Genomic DNA, 16,215 nt, shown 5'->3' with positions numbered 1-16,215 from the left:
GGAAGACGCCGGCCCCCGTGAGGGCCGGCGCCTCCTTTGTTCTGCCGCCCGGTCAGGTCAGGGGACCGGGTGACGGGCTAGACGCTGATCCGCCCGGCGCCCGCGCCGCTGGTCACGGACGACTTGACGTTGGAGGCCGTTTCCAGGGAGTAGGAGTACGGGATGGAGGCGACGCTGCCGCCGGCCTGGCCCGCGCCCGAGTTGACGAAGTGGTTGTTGCGGGCCACCAGGGTGCCAGGGCCGGAGTCGCCCTCGCCCAGGTGGTAGGGGTCTTCGGTGTTCTCGAAGTAGTTGCCCTCGACGAGCACGCCCGCGCCCTCGGTGGAGGCCACGCCGTAGCTGCTCACGCCGCCGTAGTAGTTGTTGTAGACGTGGACCGGGTTGCCGAACCGGACGCGCGGGTGGCGCTGGCCGGTGCCGTCGAACCAGTTGTGGTGGTAGGTGACGCGCAGGTGGCCGCGGTCCTCGGAGCCGTTGCCGTCGTCGTGTCCGAGCAGCATCGACTTGTCATGGTCGTAGATGCGGTTCCACGAGACGGTCACGTAGTCGCTGGCGCGCTTGATGTCGATGGCGCCGTCGTAGCCGTTGGACAGGGTGTTGTGGTCGATCCAGACCCGGGTGGAGTACTGGACGTTGATGCCGTCGTCGTTCCAGTTCCGGAACGTCAGGTTACGGATGATCACATTGGACGCGTTGGAGACGTTCAGGCCGCAGCCCTGGATCACCGCGCCGGAGTTGCCGATGACCGACTTATTCGAGCCGACCGAGATCATGCCGGAGCAGGAGATCGTCCCGGAGACGCGCACCACGCGGGCGGTGGTGCCCGAAAGGGCGCTGCTCAGGCCCGAGGAGTCGGTGACGGTGGTGGCGGAGGAGCTGCCGCCGCCGGTGGTGCCGCCGCCCTGGGTGGCCCAGCCGACCAGTCCGCCGGGCGGCGGGCCGACCGTGGGAGTGGGCGTCGGGGTCGGGGTCGGGCCGACGGTCGGGGTGATCGTCGGGGTGGGCTGCGGGCCGCTCGACGGGGTGAAGGTCCAGTGCTTGGTCACCACGTTGTCGCAGGAGTTCTGCTGGATGACGGCATTGGAGGCGGTGGAGTTGTCGCGGGTGTTGACGCACTTGGCGCCGTTGCCGTTGATGATCCGGGTGCCGTTGGAGGCGTCGGAGAACGTCCACGTCTGGGAGGCGGAGCCGTTGCAGGTCTGCTGGACGACGGCCTTGCCCGCACTGCTGCTGTTGTCCTGGACGCCCAGGCACTTACCGCTGTGACCGGCCGTGATGCGGTAGCCGGAGCCCTGGGCGGTCAGGGTGAACCGCTGGTTGGTGGTGCCGGCGCAGGCGTACTGGATCAGCCCCGCGTTGTCGGCGGTGCTGAAGTTCAGCACGTCCAGGCACAGGTTGCTGCCCCGGTTGACGACGGAGTAGGTCCCCGCCCCCGGTGCGGCCTGGGCGCTCGTGGCCATGGGGACCACGACGCCTGCCACGGCGAGGATCGCGGCGCCGACGGCGGCGAGGATCCGTCCTCTGACAGAAATTCTGGACACTTGTTGTGCTCCTCTCTCAAGGTGGAGCACAACATAAGTCCGCGTTCCATGTAGTGGAACGGTGCGGCGGTGGTGACCTCCCTGAAATGGGGCTAAGCACCGAGCCTCGTGAACGTTTCATTTTTCATGTAGCGGGACGCTTCGGCTCCAGCGCTCCCGTTCCCCTGTTCGGCACATGACGTCGCCAGAGGCGTTGCGTAAAATAAGACCATATTTCACTACATGAAACAGCAGAAGAAGAAGGTGCGCATGGATGTGGTCGTGGCAGGCGAACCGCTGGTCGAATTCTCCGCCGACCGCCCGCTGACCGAGGCCGAGACCTTCCGGTTGTCCTTCTCCGGCGACGCGCTCAACGTGGCGGTGGCCGCCGCCGCGGCCGGGGCGCGCACCGCGCTGGTGGCGCTGTTGGGGGCCGACGAGTTCGGCGAACGCCTGAAACGCTTCGCCGCCGGGCACGGAGTGGACACCCGCTGGCTCACCGTGGGCCCAGGACCGACCGGCGCGTACGTCGTCGGCGCCGACCCCTCCGGGGAACGCGCCTTCGCCTACCTCCGGCAGGGCAGCGCCGCCTCCCGCCTGACCCCGGAGGACCTGGCCGCCGGCCCCGCTGGAGACGCCCGCGTCCTGGTGCTGAGCGGCATCACCGCCGCGCTCTCGGTGAGCTGCGACCGGGCGGTGCGCGCCGCCGCCGCGACGGCGACGGGACAGGTCGTCTACGACGCCAATTTCCGGGCCCGCCTGACCGGTCCGGAAGCGGCGGCCGACACCCTGCGCGCGGTCGCGCCGTGTGCCGCGCTCGTGAAACTTTCAGCCCCCGCCGACAGTCTGGCCCTGCTCGGCACCGGCGATCCGGAGGAGACCGTCCGCCGGATGAGGCGGCTGGGGGCCGCCTCGGTGGCCGTGACCCTGGGCGCCGAGGGGGTTCTGCTCGCCGAGGGAGACACGCTCCACGAGATCCCCGCCGTGCCGGCCCCGGTCGTGGTCGACCAGACGGGGGCGGGCGACAACTTCACCGGGGCGCTGGCGGCGTGGCTGGCCCGGGGCGCGTCACTGCCCGAGGCGGTCAGGGCGGGCACGGCCGCGGCGTCGTTGTCGCTGGCGGGACGGGGCGGGACCGGCCGGGTCGCGGCGGCGGCCGAGATCGAGGACCTGCTGGGAGACCCCGTCAGCGGTGGATGAACCGCGTCCGCGGCCCGGCGGCGGTGACTCCGCCGGGCCGGCGGCCGGGTCGTCAGCGGCGCGTCAGAGTGGTCGGAGCGCCCAGCGCCAGGGAGACCTCGCGGGCGGCCGAGACGATCTCGGGGGCGAGTTCGCGGAAGGCGTCGGGATCGAGGTCCATCGCCAGCGTGGAGATGGAGATGCCGCCCAGCACCTGGCCCGTGTGGTCGAACACGGCCGCGCCCACGCAGCGGATGCCGGGCACGTTCTCCTCGTCGTCGACCGCGTAGCCCGCCGCGCGGACCTCCACCAGGTGGGCGAGCAGGTCTTCGCCCGTGAGCGTGTTGGGGGTGAGCTTGGTGGGCTGGGTGCGGGCCACGATGGCGCGGACCTCGTCGTCGTCGAGCTGGGCCAGCACGGCCTTGCCGATGGCGGTCGAGTGGAGGCGCAGGCTCATGCCGACCCGCGACGGCATCTGGTAGGGCCGGCGGCCCTCCAGCTTCTCGACGTAGACGGCCTCGTCGCCGCTGCGGATGGCGAAATGCGTGGTGAAGCCGGTGCGTTCGTGAAGCGAGCGCAGCGCCCCGGCGGCCTGGCGGGCCGGGTCGAAACGGCTCATCACGCGCCCGGCCAGGGTGAGGATGCGGGGGCCCGGTTCGTAGCCGCCGTTGCCGTCGGTGCGGGCGAAGCCCCACTCGACCAACGACTGGAGGATCCGGTGCACCGTCGACTTCGAAACGCCGGTGGTGGCCGCGATGTCGGTGATCCGGTGATGCTCGGCGATCGCTTCGAGAACCGCGAGCGCCTTGTCGATGGAACTGCCTTCCCTGACCACGCCCCGAGCCTACTAGCGGGCCGCTCGGCCGCCATCCACACCGGCATCCCCGGAGGGGAAGGGGAAGCGGTACTCCGTCGAGGACCGGAACTCCTCGCCCGGCCGGAGCACGACCGGTGGGAACCCCGGCCGGTTGGGCGAGTCGGGGAAGTGCTGGGTCTCCAGGCAGAGCCCGGCGTGCGGGCCGTAGGGGGTCAGTTCGGGAGAGAGCATGCCGCCCGCGTAGAACTGCACGCCCGGCTGGTCGGTGGTCACCTCCATGACCCGGTCGCCGCACGCGACCCGCATCCGGCCGCCGGGGTTGAGCACGTAGTTGTGGTCGTACGCGCCGCCCATCCGCGATCCGATCGCGTGCGGTCGCCGGAAGTCGAACGGGGTGCCCTCCACCGGTGCGAGTTCCCCGGTGGGGATCTTGTGTTCGTCGACCGGGGTGTAGGTGTCGGCGTCGATCGTGACCACGTGGCCGAGCACGTCGCCGCCGCCTGCCAGGTTGAAGTAGCTGTGGTTCGTCAGGTTGAGCACGGTCGGGGCGTCGGTCGTGGCGACGTACAGGATCTGGAGGGCGCGGTCGGCCAGGGTGTAGGTGACCGCGACCGACAGTGTGCCCGGGTAGCCCTCTTCGCCGTCGGGGCTGACGTGGCGCAGGGTGATCGAGTCTCCCGACGCGTGGGCGGCCCAGACGCGTTTGTCGAAGCCGCGCACGCCACCGTGCAGCGCGGCCGTGCCGTTGTTGCGGGCGAGCTCGTAGGTCGTGCCGTCGAGGTCGAAGCGGCCGTCGCCGATGCGGTTGCCGTAGCGGCCGACGACCGCGCCGAAGTAGCGGCTCCTGGTGCGGTAGTCGTCGAGGGTGTCGCAGCCCAGCACCACGTTGACGCCGTCGACGTGCAGCGACTGGATCACGCAGCCGTAGGTGAGCACGGCGGCGGTCAGGCCGCCGCTGGTCAGGACATGGCGTTCGACCTTCTCGCCCTCAGGGGTCTGTCCGAAGTTCATGCCTCACCGGTCCCGTCGAGTCGCGGATGATCAGGTTGGTGGCCAGGGTGGCGAGCGCCGGGGTGGCCGTCTCTCCGGCGCCGACGAGCTGGAGCAGCAGGTCGACGGCGGTGCGCCCGGCGGCCTCGGCGGGCATCGCGACCGTGGTCAGCTTGGGCCGGCTGACCCGACCGGCCACGATGTCGTCTATGCCGACCACGCTGACCTGCGTCGGCACGTCGACGCCGAGCGAGGTCAGGCCCTCGACCAGGCCGATCGCCATCAGGTCGTTGTAGGCCAGTACGCCCGTCACGTCGGCCGAGGCGACGGCTTCGGCCAGCGCCAGGCCGCCGTGTTCGGTCGGGGAGTTGGGGCCGAAGACCGTGAGGTCGATGCCGGGCACCGATCGGGCCGCGTCGGTGATCTCCTTGGACGTCCACGACCCGGCCGGGCCCGCCAGCAGGGCGATCCGGGAATGGCCGAGCGACACCAGGTGGGCGATGGCCTCGCGGGCGCCGCTGCCGACGTCCATCAGGACGTTGGACATCCCCTTCATCCGCCGGTTGACCACGACGAACGGCACGTCCTCGCGCAGCTTCTCGATCACCCGGTTCGACAGACGCGGGGAGCACAGCAGGACGCCGTCGACCTGTTTGGCCAGCGTCTGGATGAGCTCCTCCTCGACCTGCGGATCCTCATCGGTGTCGGCGACGAACACGTGGTAGTCGCGGGTCCGGGCGTGGGCCTGGGCGCCCTTGATCAGGTGGGAGAAGAACGGGTTGGCGATGTCGGCCACGATCAGGCCGAGGTTGTGGGTGCGGCCCGTGGTCAGGGCGCGGGCGGCCCGGTTGGGGCGATAGCCGAGATCCTCCGCCGCCGCCAGGACCCTGTTCCTGGTCTCGGTGTTGACCAGGTGCGGCGCCGAGAACGTGCGCGAGACGGTCGATACATGGACTCCGGACATCTGCGCTACATCACGGATCGTTGCTGCCACGGGGAAATTAATGCAAACGGTTGCACTGCTGTCAACCCGCAGAAATTGACCCCTTGACGTTTCTGGCGAGTGAAGGGAATGTTTCGTGCAACCGGTTGCAGTGTCGCTCCCCCCTCGGCCCCCTGCTAAGGAGTCACGGCCATGCGTGTCGCACGGTCGCCGCGCACCCCCTATGTCCTGATCGCCCCGGCGGTCGTCGCGATGCTCGGGTTCCTCGTCTACCCGATGGGCAGCGTGATCTATTACAGCCTGCAGCACTACGACGTCACCCAGCCCTGGGACAACGGCTTCGCCGGCCTGGAGAACTTCCGGGTCCTGCTGTTCGAGGACCCGCTCTTCTGGCAGAGCCTCGGCTTCAGCGTGAAATGGGTGGTCGTCGAGGTCGTCCTGCAACTGCTGTTCGGACTCGCGCTGGCGCTCATCGTCAATGAATCCTTCATCGGAAGGGCGATCTCGCGCGCTCTCGTCTTCTCACCGTGGGCCGTGTCGGGGGTGCTCACCACAGGCATCTGGATTCTGCTCTACAACCCCTCGACCGGCATCTTCCGCTACCTGGCCGACATCGGCATCGGCACCTACGACACCGCGCCGCTGGCCGACCCGTCGACCGTGTTCGCGGCCGCTGTGGTCGCGGAACTGTGGCGCGGGGTGCCGTTCTTCGCGATCCTGCTGCTCGCCGACCTGCAAACGGTCTCAGGGGAGCTGTACGAAGCCGCGTCCGTCGACGGCGCCAGCCGCATCCGGCGCTTCTTCCACATCACGCTGCCCCACCTCAAGGACGCGATCATCCTGTCCACCCTGCTCAGGGCGGTGTGGGAGTTCAACAACGTCGACCTGCTCTACACGCTGACCGGCGGCGGCCCCGCCCACCAGACGACGACCCTGCCGCTCTACGTGGCGGCCAAGGCCGTGCAGTCGCACGACTTCGGCTACGGCTCGGCGCTGACCACGGCCGCGTTCGTGGTGCTGACCTTCTTCTCGATCGCCTATCTGAGGCTGAGCAAGTTCGGAGCGCGCTCATGAACCGGGTCGGTCGCTGGCAGATCTACGTGCCGCTGGGCCTGTATCTGCTGTTCACGCTGGTCCCCTTCTACTGGATGGTGGTCTTCGCGTTCCGGCCGCGCGGCTCGAACTCGCTGCTGCCGTGGCCGATCACGTTCGAGCACTTCGACCACGTGTGGAACGGCATGGGGTTCTCGATCTTCTTCCAGAACTCGCTGCTGGTCGGCGTGGTCTCGCTGATCTCCACCACGGTGATCGCCCTGGCGGGCGGCTACGCCCTGGCCCGCTACGACTTCCGGGGCCGGCAGGCGTTCCTGGTCGGCATGCTGTGCACCCAGTTCATCCCGGGCGCGATGATGCTGATCCCGCTGTTCGAGATCTTCCGGACGCTCGGCCTGGTCAACTCGCTCTGGGCGCTGGTGATCGCCGAGACCGTCTTCCAACTCCCGCTGTCACTCATCCTGATCAGCGGGTTCGTCAAGAACGTCCCGGTCGAGCTGGAACAGGCGGCCTGGGTCGACGGATGCTCGCGGCTGCGCGGCTTCTTCGTGGTGGTGCTGCCGCTGCTGCGGCCCGCGCTCGTCGCGGTCGGGTCGTTCGCGTTCATCCACTCATGGAACAACTTCCTTTTCGCGCTGATGTTCGTGAACGAGCAGGACAAGTTCACCCTGCCGGTCGGGCTGGCGTTCACGATCGGCGAGTTCAGCGCCGACTTCGGGGCGCTCGCGGCCGGCGGCGTGGTCGCGGCGGTGCCGGTCGTGCTCGTCTTCGCGGTCATCCAGCGCTATCTCGTGCAGGGCCTGTCGGCGGGGGCGGTGAAGGGCTGATGAGAGTACTGGTGACCGGTAGCTCCGGACGGTTCGGGCGCAGCGTGGTGGTGGCGCTGGTCGACGCGGGCCACGAGGTGATCGGGATCGACACGGCGGCGGGGACCCCCGCGCAGGCGTCGTTCCTCCCGGCCGACCTCACCGACCTGGGTGAGGCGTTCGGGGTGATGACCCGGTTCCGGCCCGACGCCGTCGTCCACCTCGCCGCCGTCGCGACGCCCTTCTCCCGAACGGACAACCTGACCTTCCGGGTGAACACGCAACTGGCCTTCAACGTCTGCGAGGCGGCGGCGATGACCGGGGTGTCGAAGGTGGTCGTGGCGTCGAGCCCGACGGTCATCGGCTACGGCGCGCCGGGCGGGTGGGCGCCCTCCTACCTGCCGATCGACGAAGACCACCCGACGGAGCCCTGGAACGCCTATTCGGTGTCCAAGCTGGTGGCCGAGCAGGTGATGGCGTCGTTCGCCCGTGCCTCGACGACACATTTCGCGGCGATGAGGCCGTGTTTCGTGGTCGCCCCCGAGGAGTGGGAGGGCGCGCCGACCCAGTCGGGGCACACGATCAGGGAGCGGCTCGACCGGCCGGACATCGCCGGGGTCTCGCTGTTCAACTACGTCGACGCGCGGGACGCCGCCGACCTGGTGCTGACCCTCGTCGACCGGATGCACGAGGTGCCCAGCGGCGAGGTGTTCTTCGCCGGGGCGGCCGACGCGCTGGCCCGGGAGCCGCTGGCCGATCTGCTTCCGGGGGTGATCCCGTCGACCGCGCCGTACGCGGCCGGTCTGACGGGCACCTCCCCCGCCTTCTCCGCCGCCAAGGCCGGGCGGCTGCTCGGCTGGCAGGCCAAACGCAGCTGGCGCACCGAGATGGGAGACATCTGAGATGAACCTCAGCGGGGTTCTCTTCTTCCCCGTCACCCCCTTCGACGCTCAGGGGCGGGTGGCGGAGGACGTGCTGGCCGAGCACGTCGCGAGCGGCCTGGCCCATGGGCCGGGCGGGGTGTTCGCAGCGTGTGGAACCGGCGAGTTCACCTCTCTGTCCGAGGCGGAGCACGCGCGGGTGGTGCTGACAGCGGCCGAGATCACCGCAGGTCGAACCCCTCTTTTCGCCGGAGCCGGCGGTCCCCTCGGGGCGGCTCTCCGGCACGCCCGCAACGCCGGGGAGGCCGGGGCCGACGGTCTGCTGCTGTTGCCGCCTCACACCAAGGGCCCTCGCTACGCCGACTACGTGAGAGCGGTCGCGGCCGAAGGACTGCCGGTCATCCTCTACGCCCGTGATCAGCTCGTTCTTTCGCCCGCCGACGTGCTCGCCCTGTCAGGGATCCCCGGTGTCGTCGGGTTGAAGGACGGCGTCGGCGACATCGACCGGATGCAGCGGATCGTGCGGGCGATGGACGGGCGTGACTTCACGTTCTTCAACGGGCTGCCGACGGCCGAGCTGACCATGCCGGCGTACCGGGCGATCGGGGTCGAACTGTATTCGTCGGCCGTCTTCGCGTTCGCGCCGGAGATCGCGGTGGCGTACGCCCGGGGGAACGAGCGGCTGCTCCAGGAGTTCTACGTGCCGCTGGTCGAGCTCAGGTCCAAGGTGGCCGGCTATGCCGTCTCGCTGGTCAAGGCCGGGGTCCGGCTGCGCGGCCTCGACGTCGGGGCGGTCCGGCCGCCGCTGGCCGACCTCGCTCCCGACGATCTGACCGAGCTCGACCGTCTCATCAAGATTGGGCTTGAGTTGATATGACGCGGATCGCGGGCCTGCACACGCTCCCGCTGCGGGCAGCGCTGCCCCGGCCGTGGGGGCCCGACGTGCCGTACAACCACGTGATCGCCTGCGCGCTCGTCCTGGACGACGGGCGCACCGGCACCGGTTTCTCCTGGACCCCCTCGATCGGGGCGGCGGCGGTGGCCGCCCTGCTGGATCACGACATCTCCGCCTTCGTGAAAGGGTTGCCGCCGCATCCGGAAGTCGTCTGGGACCAGCTGTGGAAGCACCTGCGTGAGGCCGGTGGCGGTGGCATCACGACCATCGCGATGGCCGCCGTCGACATCGCTTTGTGGGACCTTCGCGCGCAGGAGATGGGTCTCGGGCTGGCCGACACGATCGGGCGGCGGCGAGACACCGTGCCGGTCTACGCGAGCGGAGTCAATCGGCACTACTCGCTCGAAGAGCTGGTCGAGCAGGCTCACCGGTGGATCGGCTACCCGGCGGTCAAGATGAAGGTCGGCCGGGACGACGACGTCGAGCGGGTGGCCGCCGTTCGTGAGGTCATCGGGCCGGAAACCCTGTTGATGGTCGACGCGAACCAGCGGTGGGACCTGTTCCAGGCACGTACGGCAATCAGGGAACTGGAGCCCTTCGGTCTGTACTGGGTCGAGGAGCCGCTCCCCGCCGATGACATCACGGGGCTTCGAAGACTGCGCGAATCCGTCGGTGTCCCGATCGCCGCCGGTGAGAGCCTCTCCACGATCCACGAATTCAGAAGGCTTCTGGACGCCGTCGACGTCGTCCAGCCCAATGTCGTCCGGGTCGGCGGGATCACGCCTCTGCTGCGGATCGCCGAACTGGCCCGGATCCACGGCGTTCCCACGTTCCCCCATCTGCTGCCGGACCTGTCCGCGCAGCTCGCGCTGGCGCTCCCGCTGCCGTGCATGGTCGAGGACGTCGAGGACGCGTCCCTGGCCGCGCTCGGCCTCCTCGGCGGTCCGCCGCCGGTCGAGCTGGGCCCCGACGGGGTCCGGGTGGGCGCGCATCTTGGCCATGGCCTGCGTTTTCCCACTTTGGAGGGCCGATGATGAACGGCACCACCACGCGCACCGTCCCGGTGGTCCTGGCCGGGGCGTACGGCCACGGCTGGTGGCACCTGGAGAACCTGCGGCGGCTGACCGACGGCGGGCTGGTCCGGCTGGCGGGCGTCTGCGACGTACGGGAGATCGAACCCGACCTGCTGCGCGGGCTCGGCCGCCCCGAGCAGTCGGCCGACCTCGGCGAGCTGATCGAGCGGACCGGGGCCGAGGTGACCGTCCTGGTCACCCCCATCCACACCCACCGCGACCTGGCGATCCGCGCCCTGGAAGCGGGGTCGCACGTGCTGCTGGAGAAGCCGCCGGCCGCGACCCTGGCCGGGTTCCGGGAGATCGAGACGGTCGTACGGAACACGGGCCTGGCCTGTCAGGTGGGGTTCCAGAGTCTCGGCTCGGCGGCGATCCCCGCGATCCGCCGCCTGGTCTCCGAGGGCGTCATCGGCCGGGTGCGTGGCATCGGCGTCGCCGGCGCCTGGGAGCGCCCCTCGGCCTATTTCACCCGCTCGGCGTGGGCCGGCAAACGCCGCGCCGGGCGGGTCGACGTCATGGACGGCGCCCTCACCAACCCATTCGCGCACGCCGTCGCGACCGCGCTCGCCGTGGCGGGCGCCGGGCTCGCGGGCGACGTCGCCGGGATCGACGCCGAACTGTTCCACGCCAACCCGATCGAGGCCGACGACACCTCCTGCCTGCGCATCCGATTAACCGACGGCCCGCCGATCACCATCGCGGTGACCCTGACGGCCGACCGCAGGCACGAGCCCTACGTGACCGTGCACGGCACCGAGGGGCGGATCACGCTGACGTACACGCTGGACAAGGTGCGGGTGGAGAGCCGGGCGCGCGGCGTGTCCACCACCACCTACGCCCGCGCCGACCTGCTGGAGAACCTCGTCTCCCACGTGCGGGACGACGTGCCGCTGCTGGTCCCCCTCAGCAGGACGGGCGCGTTCATGCGGGTGCTGGAGGAGATCCGGCTGGCCCCCGACCCGCTGCCGATCCCGGACGAATACCAGGAGATCGGCCCCGACCGGCGGACGATTCCCGGAGTCGCCAACCTGACCGCGCGCAGCGCCGAACACCTGGCGCTGTTCTCCGAACTGGACGTCCCCTGGGCGGCCGCGCGCGCGGTCCTCGAAGTGGCGGGCCGGCCGGTCGCCGAGTACAACTGGCGGCCCGAACTGGCCACCACGCTCTCGCCCCGTCCCTACCTCCACCCGGTGCGCACTTTGAATGGTGTGCCGGTGACCGAGGTCAACCCCGCCGACCACGTCCACCACCTGGGCGCCTCGATCGCGGTCGCCGACGTCTCCGGACGCAACTTCTGGGGCGGCCGCACCTACGTCCGGGACAGCGGCCCGACCTGGCTGAACAACCACGGCGTGCAGAACCACATCGCCTTCACCCGCCGCGACGACCACGGCTTCACCGAGACGCTGCGCTGGACGGGCGTCGACGGCCTCGACCTCATCGAGGAACACCGCTCGGTCACGGCCCGCCCGCTGAGCCGGGGCTGGGCCCTCGACGTGGAGTTCGTCCTGCGGAACCTCACCGCCGAACCGCTCACGGTCGAGAGCTCGGCCACCAAGGGCCGCCCCGGCGCCGGATACGGCGGCTTCTTCTGGCGAGCGCCAGGTGAGTCGGCCAACCGCACCGCGTTCACCGCCCACGGCGACGCGCCCCACGGCAGCCGCGCGCCCTGGCTCGCATTGTCCAGCGATCTCTGGACATTGATTTTCATCCAGAACGACGACCCGTGGTTCGTCCGGGTGGACGAATATCCGGGCGTCGGACCGGCCCTGGCCTGGGACACCCCGCTCGTCATCGAGCGCGAGCTGACCCGCCGGGTCGTCACCGTGATAGCCGACGGCCGCCTCACCCCGGGTGAGGCCGCCGCCTTGGCCGCAGACATCGGGGACATCCAACGAGAAAGGTAGACACGATGGCCAGACGCCTGCTGTGTGCCCTGTTGATAGGCGCCGGTCTGACCATGACCGGATGCGGCGGCGAGTCCGCTCCCGCCGGCGACGGCACGACCACCATCACCTTCTGGGACGACAACGGCGGGCCCGCCCGCACGCCGGTGTGGCAGCACATCATCGCCGAGTTCGAGAAGGCCAACCCGAAGATCAAGGTCCAGTACGTGGGCATCCCCATCGCCCAGGTCCAGCAGAAATACGACACCGCCATCGCCGGCGGCGGCCTGCCCGACGCGGGCGGCGTGTCGACGGCGATGCTCGCCAACCTGGTCGCCCAGAAGGCCCTCGACCCGGTCGACCTGGCCGGACTGTCCCTGAACGAGAAGGTGGTGAACTCGGTCAAGGGGACGGTGCCCGACGGGAAGACGTACATGGTCCCGATGTCCACCAACATGGGCGTCTTCTGGTATCGGACCGACTGGTTCAAGGAGAAGTCCATCACCCCGCCGGAGACCTGGGACCAGTTCTTCGACGCCGTGGGCAAGCTCACCGACAAGGCGCAGAACCGCTACGGCTTCACGATCCGTGGTGGGGCGGGGTCGATCGCCCAGGCGCTGGAGGTCATGTACGGCCAGTCGGGTGTCAAGGAGATGTTCACCGGCGCCGGCGTCTCGACGGTGAACGACCCCAAGAACGTGGCCGCGCTGGAACGCCTGGCCGGCCTGTTCAAGACCGCCACGCCCGAGGCCGACGCGACCAACGACTACGCCAAGATGGTCGCCCAGTTCGACGGCGGCTCGATCGCGGTCATGCAGCACAACCTGGGGTCCTACAACGACCACGTCAACACGCTCGGCGCCGACAAGGTGGCCGCGCTGCCCGTGTTCCGCCCCGCCGACGGCGCGCCGCGCGCGGTGCTGTCCAACCCCATCGCCGGGATCGGCCTGTTCGCGAGCGGTGAGAAGAAGGACGCGGCGCTCGCGTTCGCGAAGTTCGCCGCGGGCAAGGCGATGAACAGCTACTGGTCCGACAAGACGGGCGTGCTGCCCGCCAACACCGAGGTGAACTCCGAACCGTGGATCAAGGAACGTCCGCACATCTCGGCGGCCCTGGAGGTGCTCAACGATCCGGCGACCACCGTGGTGCAGATGCCCTACTACCTGCCGGAGTTCAACGCCATCACCAAGACGGACGCCGAGCCGAACTTCCAGAAGGTCCTCCTCGGCGACCTGCCGGCCAAGGACTTCCTCGACGGCATGGCGACCGCACTGACCGAGGCTCAGGCCAAGTGGAAGCAGCGCAACGGCGGCTGAACCCGTTCTCCCGTACGTCTCCCGCCTCCTGACCTGGCGGGAGCCGTACGGGCTCCCATCTCTGAGGCAGATTCACAACGCGAGCCACGGCCGGCCTTCGGCCGTCCGCGTCTCGCTTTCCAGGAGACACGCGTATGCGCAGCATGCTCATTTTCGCCCTGATCTCTTCGCTGACAGGGCCCGGCCCCGACGTGGGGCTCCCTCCGAACGACGGCTGGGCGTCCCATGGAACCGGCACGACCGGAGGGTCCGGCGGCGCCGTCCACACCGTCTCGACCCGCGACCAGCTCGTGGCGGCCCTCGCCGCCCCCAGCCCGAAGATCATCAAGGTCAGGGGCGCCATCGACGGCAACCTGCCCTGTTCCTCGTACGTGACCGGCGGCTACTCGCTGGAGGCCTACCTCAGCGCCTACGACCCCGCCACGTGGGGCCGCGTCGACCCGGCGGGCCCGCAGGAGGACGCCCGCGCGGCCTCGGCCGCCCGCCAGACCGCCCGGATCAAGCTCAAGGTCGGCTCGAACACCACGATCATCGGCGAAGGGAAGTCCGCCTCTATCAAGGGGGTGAACCTGCACGTCGACAAGGCCGACAACGTCATCATCCGCAACATCACCTTCGAGGACGCCCACGACTGCTTCCCGCAGTGGGACCCGCTCGACGGCGCGACGGGCAACTGGAACTCCCTCTACGACAACATCTCGGTGACCGGCTCGACCCACGTGTGGGCCGACCACAACACCTTCACCGACGGCGCCAACCCCGACAGCGCGCAGCCGGTCTACTTCGGCCGCCCGTGGCAGGTGCACGACGGCCAGCTCGACATCACCAACGGCAGCGACTACGTGACCGCGTCGTGGAACCGCTTCACCGGCCACGACAAGACGATGCTGATCGGCTCGACCAACAACCCCGCCCAGGACCTGGGCAAACTCCGGGTGACCGTCCACCACAACCACTTCGAGAACACCCTGCAGCGGCTGCCGCGCGTGCGCTTCGGCCAGGTGCACGTCTACAACAACTACTACGAGGTGTACGACCCGGCGGCCTTCGTCTACGCCCTCGGGGTCGGCGTGCAGTCCCAGATCTACAGCGAGAACAACTTCTACCGGCTCGGCCGGGGCATCGACCCGGCCAAGATCCTTTACAACTGGGGCGGCACCACGCTGACGGCCAAGGGCGACCTGTTGCGGGTCGGCGGCAAGGTCACTCCGTTCGACCCGATCGCCGCCTACAACGCGGTCAACGACCCCGACCTGGGCACCGACGCGGGCTGGACCCCGACGCTGCACACCGGCGTCGACCCCGCCTCCGAGGTGCACAAGGACGTCTCCCGGCACGCGGGCGCGGGCAAGCTCCCCTGACCGGCGGTTCCACGCTTCGACTTGCGGGAGGCGTGGAACCGTCACCGGTCCGCCGTGCCCTACGCCACCGACAGAACCCCGTCCACCCGGCGCGCGACCCCCAGCGGATTGTCTTCCTGCAGCTCAGCGGGCAGCAGCGCGTCGGGCAGGTCCTGATAGGCGACCGGCGTCTGCCAGCGCCGGATCGCGGTGGCCCCCACCGACGTGTGCATCGGGGTGGTGCTCGCAGGCCACGGTCCGCCGTGGTGCATCGCCCACGTCACCGCGACGCCGGTCGGCCACCCGTTCCAGATCACGCGCCCGGCCAGCCGCGAAAGCTCCGGCACCAGCGGCGCCGCCTCGACGGGGTCGGTCGAGTGGATGGTCGCCGTCAGCGAGCCGGGCAGGTTCCGGAGCACCTCGGGCAGATCCGAGATCTCTGTGTACGTCACCACGATCGCCGACGGCCCGAAGCACTCCTCGGCCAGCTCGGGCAGCCCCATGGAGAAGGTCGTCAGGTCGGCGGTGTAGACACGCGGCGCGGCGGCCCCCTCGGCAGGCCCGGCCAGCCCGCGAGCGAGCTCGGTCAGCTTCCCGTCGAGAGAGGAGGCGCCGGTCTCGAACCCCTCCCGGATCGCGGGCGTCAGCATCGTCCCACCGGTCGTCGCCGCCACCGCGGCCGTGATGGCCTTCAGCAGTTCGGCGTCGTCGGGCACGAACAGCAGCCCGGGGTTGGTGCAGAACTGCCCCACCCCGAGCGTGAGGGAGGCGGCGAAACCCTCCGCGACGCGTGCGGGATCCGCGATGGCCGACGGAAGCACGACGACCGGGTTCACGCTGCCGAGCTCGCCGTAGAACGGAATCGGGTCGGGCCGCTCATTGATCAGCGCCTGGATCGCCTTCCCGCCCCGCAGCGACCCGGTGAACCCGACCGCCGAGACGAGCGGATGCTGGACCAGCTCACGCCCCGCCTCGAACCCTTCGAGCAGTCCGAGCAGGTCGGGGTCGGGCAGCGCGCTCTTGATGACTTCGGCGACCAGCCTGGACAGGGCCGGGTGGCCCGGGTGGGCCTTCACCACGACCGCGCACCCGGCGGCCAGCGCGGAGGCCACGTCGCCGCCCGCGACCGAGAAAGCGAACGGGAAGTTGGACGCCGCGAACACCCCGACCACGCCAGGCACCGGCTGGAACATCCGCCGCACGTCGGGCTTGGGCGGAGCCGCCGACGCGTCGGCGTGGTCGATGATCGCCTCCACGTGCCCGCCGTCGCGCAGGACGTCGGCGAACAGCCGGAACTGGACCGCCGACCGGGTGATCTCACCGCGCAGCCGCGCCTCGGGGAGGGAGGTCTCCTCCCGTGCCACCGGCCACAGGTCGTTCTCGGCGGCGAGCAGCGCGTCGGCGACGCGGTCGAGAACCTCGGCCCGTTCGGCGGCGGGGCGGGTACGCCAGATCTCGCCGGCGCGGGCAGCTTCATTGATCATCGAGACCTCCATTTAGTAATATATGACATTTT

General features: G+C 69.8%; 14 protein-coding genes. 9 read left to right on the top strand and 5 right to left on the bottom strand.

Translation table 11 applies throughout. From position 1 onward, the window contains the following. Window positions 1-77: 77 nt before the first annotated feature. Window positions 78-1,541: a pectate lyase family protein gene (locus AW272_RS15625; protein ID WP_245657563.1), complete on the bottom strand. Its 1,464-nt coding sequence runs from the start codon at window positions 1,539-1,541 to the stop codon at window positions 78-80. A gap of 222 nt (window positions 1,542-1,763) precedes the next feature. Here AW272_RS15625 and AW272_RS15620 point away from each other — a divergent pair, with 222 nt between their 5' ends. Then, window positions 1,764-2,720: a sugar kinase gene (locus AW272_RS15620; RefSeq protein WP_218010910.1), complete on the top strand. Its 957-nt coding sequence runs from the start codon at window positions 1,764-1,766 to the stop codon at window positions 2,718-2,720. Window positions 2,721-2,772: 52 nt separating this feature from the next. Here the strand turns inward: AW272_RS15620 and AW272_RS15615 are convergent, their stop codons facing one another. Genes AW272_RS15615 through AW272_RS15605 form a run of 3 tightly spaced genes read right to left on the bottom strand, consistent with a single transcriptional unit; the run spans window position 2,773 to window position 5,500 of the window. Next, complete coding sequence (locus AW272_RS15615) at window positions 2,773-3,534, bottom strand: IclR family transcriptional regulator (protein WP_083958356.1); 762 nt, start codon at window positions 3,532-3,534, stop codon at window positions 2,773-2,775. A gap of 12 nt (window positions 3,535-3,546) precedes the next feature. Further along, window positions 3,547-4,527: an aldose epimerase family protein gene (locus AW272_RS15610; RefSeq protein ID WP_066365058.1), complete on the bottom strand. Its 981-nt coding sequence runs from the start codon at window positions 4,525-4,527 to the stop codon at window positions 3,547-3,549. Further along, window positions 4,505-5,500, bottom strand: coding sequence for a LacI family DNA-binding transcriptional regulator (locus AW272_RS15605; RefSeq protein ID WP_066365056.1), 996 nt, complete (start codon window positions 5,498-5,500; stop codon window positions 4,505-4,507). Before AW272_RS15605 ends, AW272_RS15610 begins: the two co-directional genes overlap by 23 nt. Before the next feature lie 141 nt (window positions 5,501-5,641). On the opposite strand from AW272_RS15605, the gene AW272_RS15600 reads away from it, so the two are divergent. From AW272_RS15600 to AW272_RS15565, 8 genes are all read left to right on the top strand, one after another. Beyond that, complete coding sequence (locus AW272_RS15600; protein WP_066365054.1) at window positions 5,642-6,523, top strand: carbohydrate ABC transporter permease; 882 nt, start codon at window positions 5,642-5,644, stop codon at window positions 6,521-6,523. Next, complete coding sequence (locus AW272_RS15595; RefSeq protein WP_066365052.1) at window positions 6,520-7,329, top strand: carbohydrate ABC transporter permease; 810 nt, start codon at window positions 6,520-6,522, stop codon at window positions 7,327-7,329. Before AW272_RS15600 ends, AW272_RS15595 begins: the two co-directional genes overlap by 4 nt. Next, window positions 7,329-8,210 (top strand): NAD-dependent epimerase/dehydratase family protein, encoded by an 882-nt coding sequence (locus AW272_RS15590; protein WP_066365051.1) that lies wholly within the window; start codon window positions 7,329-7,331, stop codon window positions 8,208-8,210. Before AW272_RS15595 ends, AW272_RS15590 begins: the two co-directional genes overlap by 1 nt. Before the next feature lies 1 nt (window position 8,211). Continuing rightward, window positions 8,212-9,066 (top strand): 5-dehydro-4-deoxyglucarate dehydratase, encoded by an 855-nt coding sequence (locus AW272_RS15585; protein ID WP_066365050.1) that lies wholly within the window; start codon window positions 8,212-8,214, stop codon window positions 9,064-9,066. Next, window positions 9,063-10,118: a mandelate racemase/muconate lactonizing enzyme family protein gene (locus tag AW272_RS15580; RefSeq protein WP_066365046.1), complete on the top strand. Its 1,056-nt coding sequence runs from the start codon at window positions 9,063-9,065 to the stop codon at window positions 10,116-10,118. The genes AW272_RS15585 and AW272_RS15580 overlap by 4 nt, the downstream gene beginning before the upstream one ends. After that, on the top strand, window positions 10,115-12,064 hold the full coding sequence (locus tag AW272_RS46015) for a DUF6807 family protein (RefSeq protein WP_066365044.1): 1,950 nt from the start codon (window positions 10,115-10,117) through the stop codon (window positions 12,062-12,064). The genes AW272_RS15580 and AW272_RS46015 overlap by 4 nt, the downstream gene beginning before the upstream one ends. Window positions 12,065-12,069: 5 nt before the next feature. Then, complete coding sequence (locus AW272_RS15570; RefSeq protein WP_066365039.1) at window positions 12,070-13,359, top strand: ABC transporter substrate-binding protein; 1,290 nt, start codon at window positions 12,070-12,072, stop codon at window positions 13,357-13,359. 143 nt (window positions 13,360-13,502) lie between these two features. Next, the gene (locus AW272_RS15565; protein WP_439649150.1) at window positions 13,503-14,720 is read left to right on the top strand and encodes a pectate lyase family protein; all 1,218 of its coding nucleotides are present in this window, start codon (window positions 13,503-13,505) and stop codon (window positions 14,718-14,720) included. 59 nt (window positions 14,721-14,779) lie between these two features. On the opposite strand, the gene AW272_RS15560 is transcribed toward AW272_RS15565, so the two are convergent. Continuing rightward, window positions 14,780-16,183 (bottom strand): aldehyde dehydrogenase (NADP(+)), encoded by a 1,404-nt coding sequence (locus tag AW272_RS15560; RefSeq protein ID WP_245657562.1) that lies wholly within the window; start codon window positions 16,181-16,183, stop codon window positions 14,780-14,782. Window positions 16,184-16,215: the final 32 nt, after the last annotated feature.

It is taken from the genome of Herbidospora mongoliensis, from assembly GCF_001570545.1.
Lineage (GTDB): Bacteria > Actinomycetota > Actinomycetes > Streptosporangiales > Streptosporangiaceae > Herbidospora > Herbidospora mongoliensis.
This window is presented reverse-complemented; position numbering and strand designations above follow the sequence as displayed.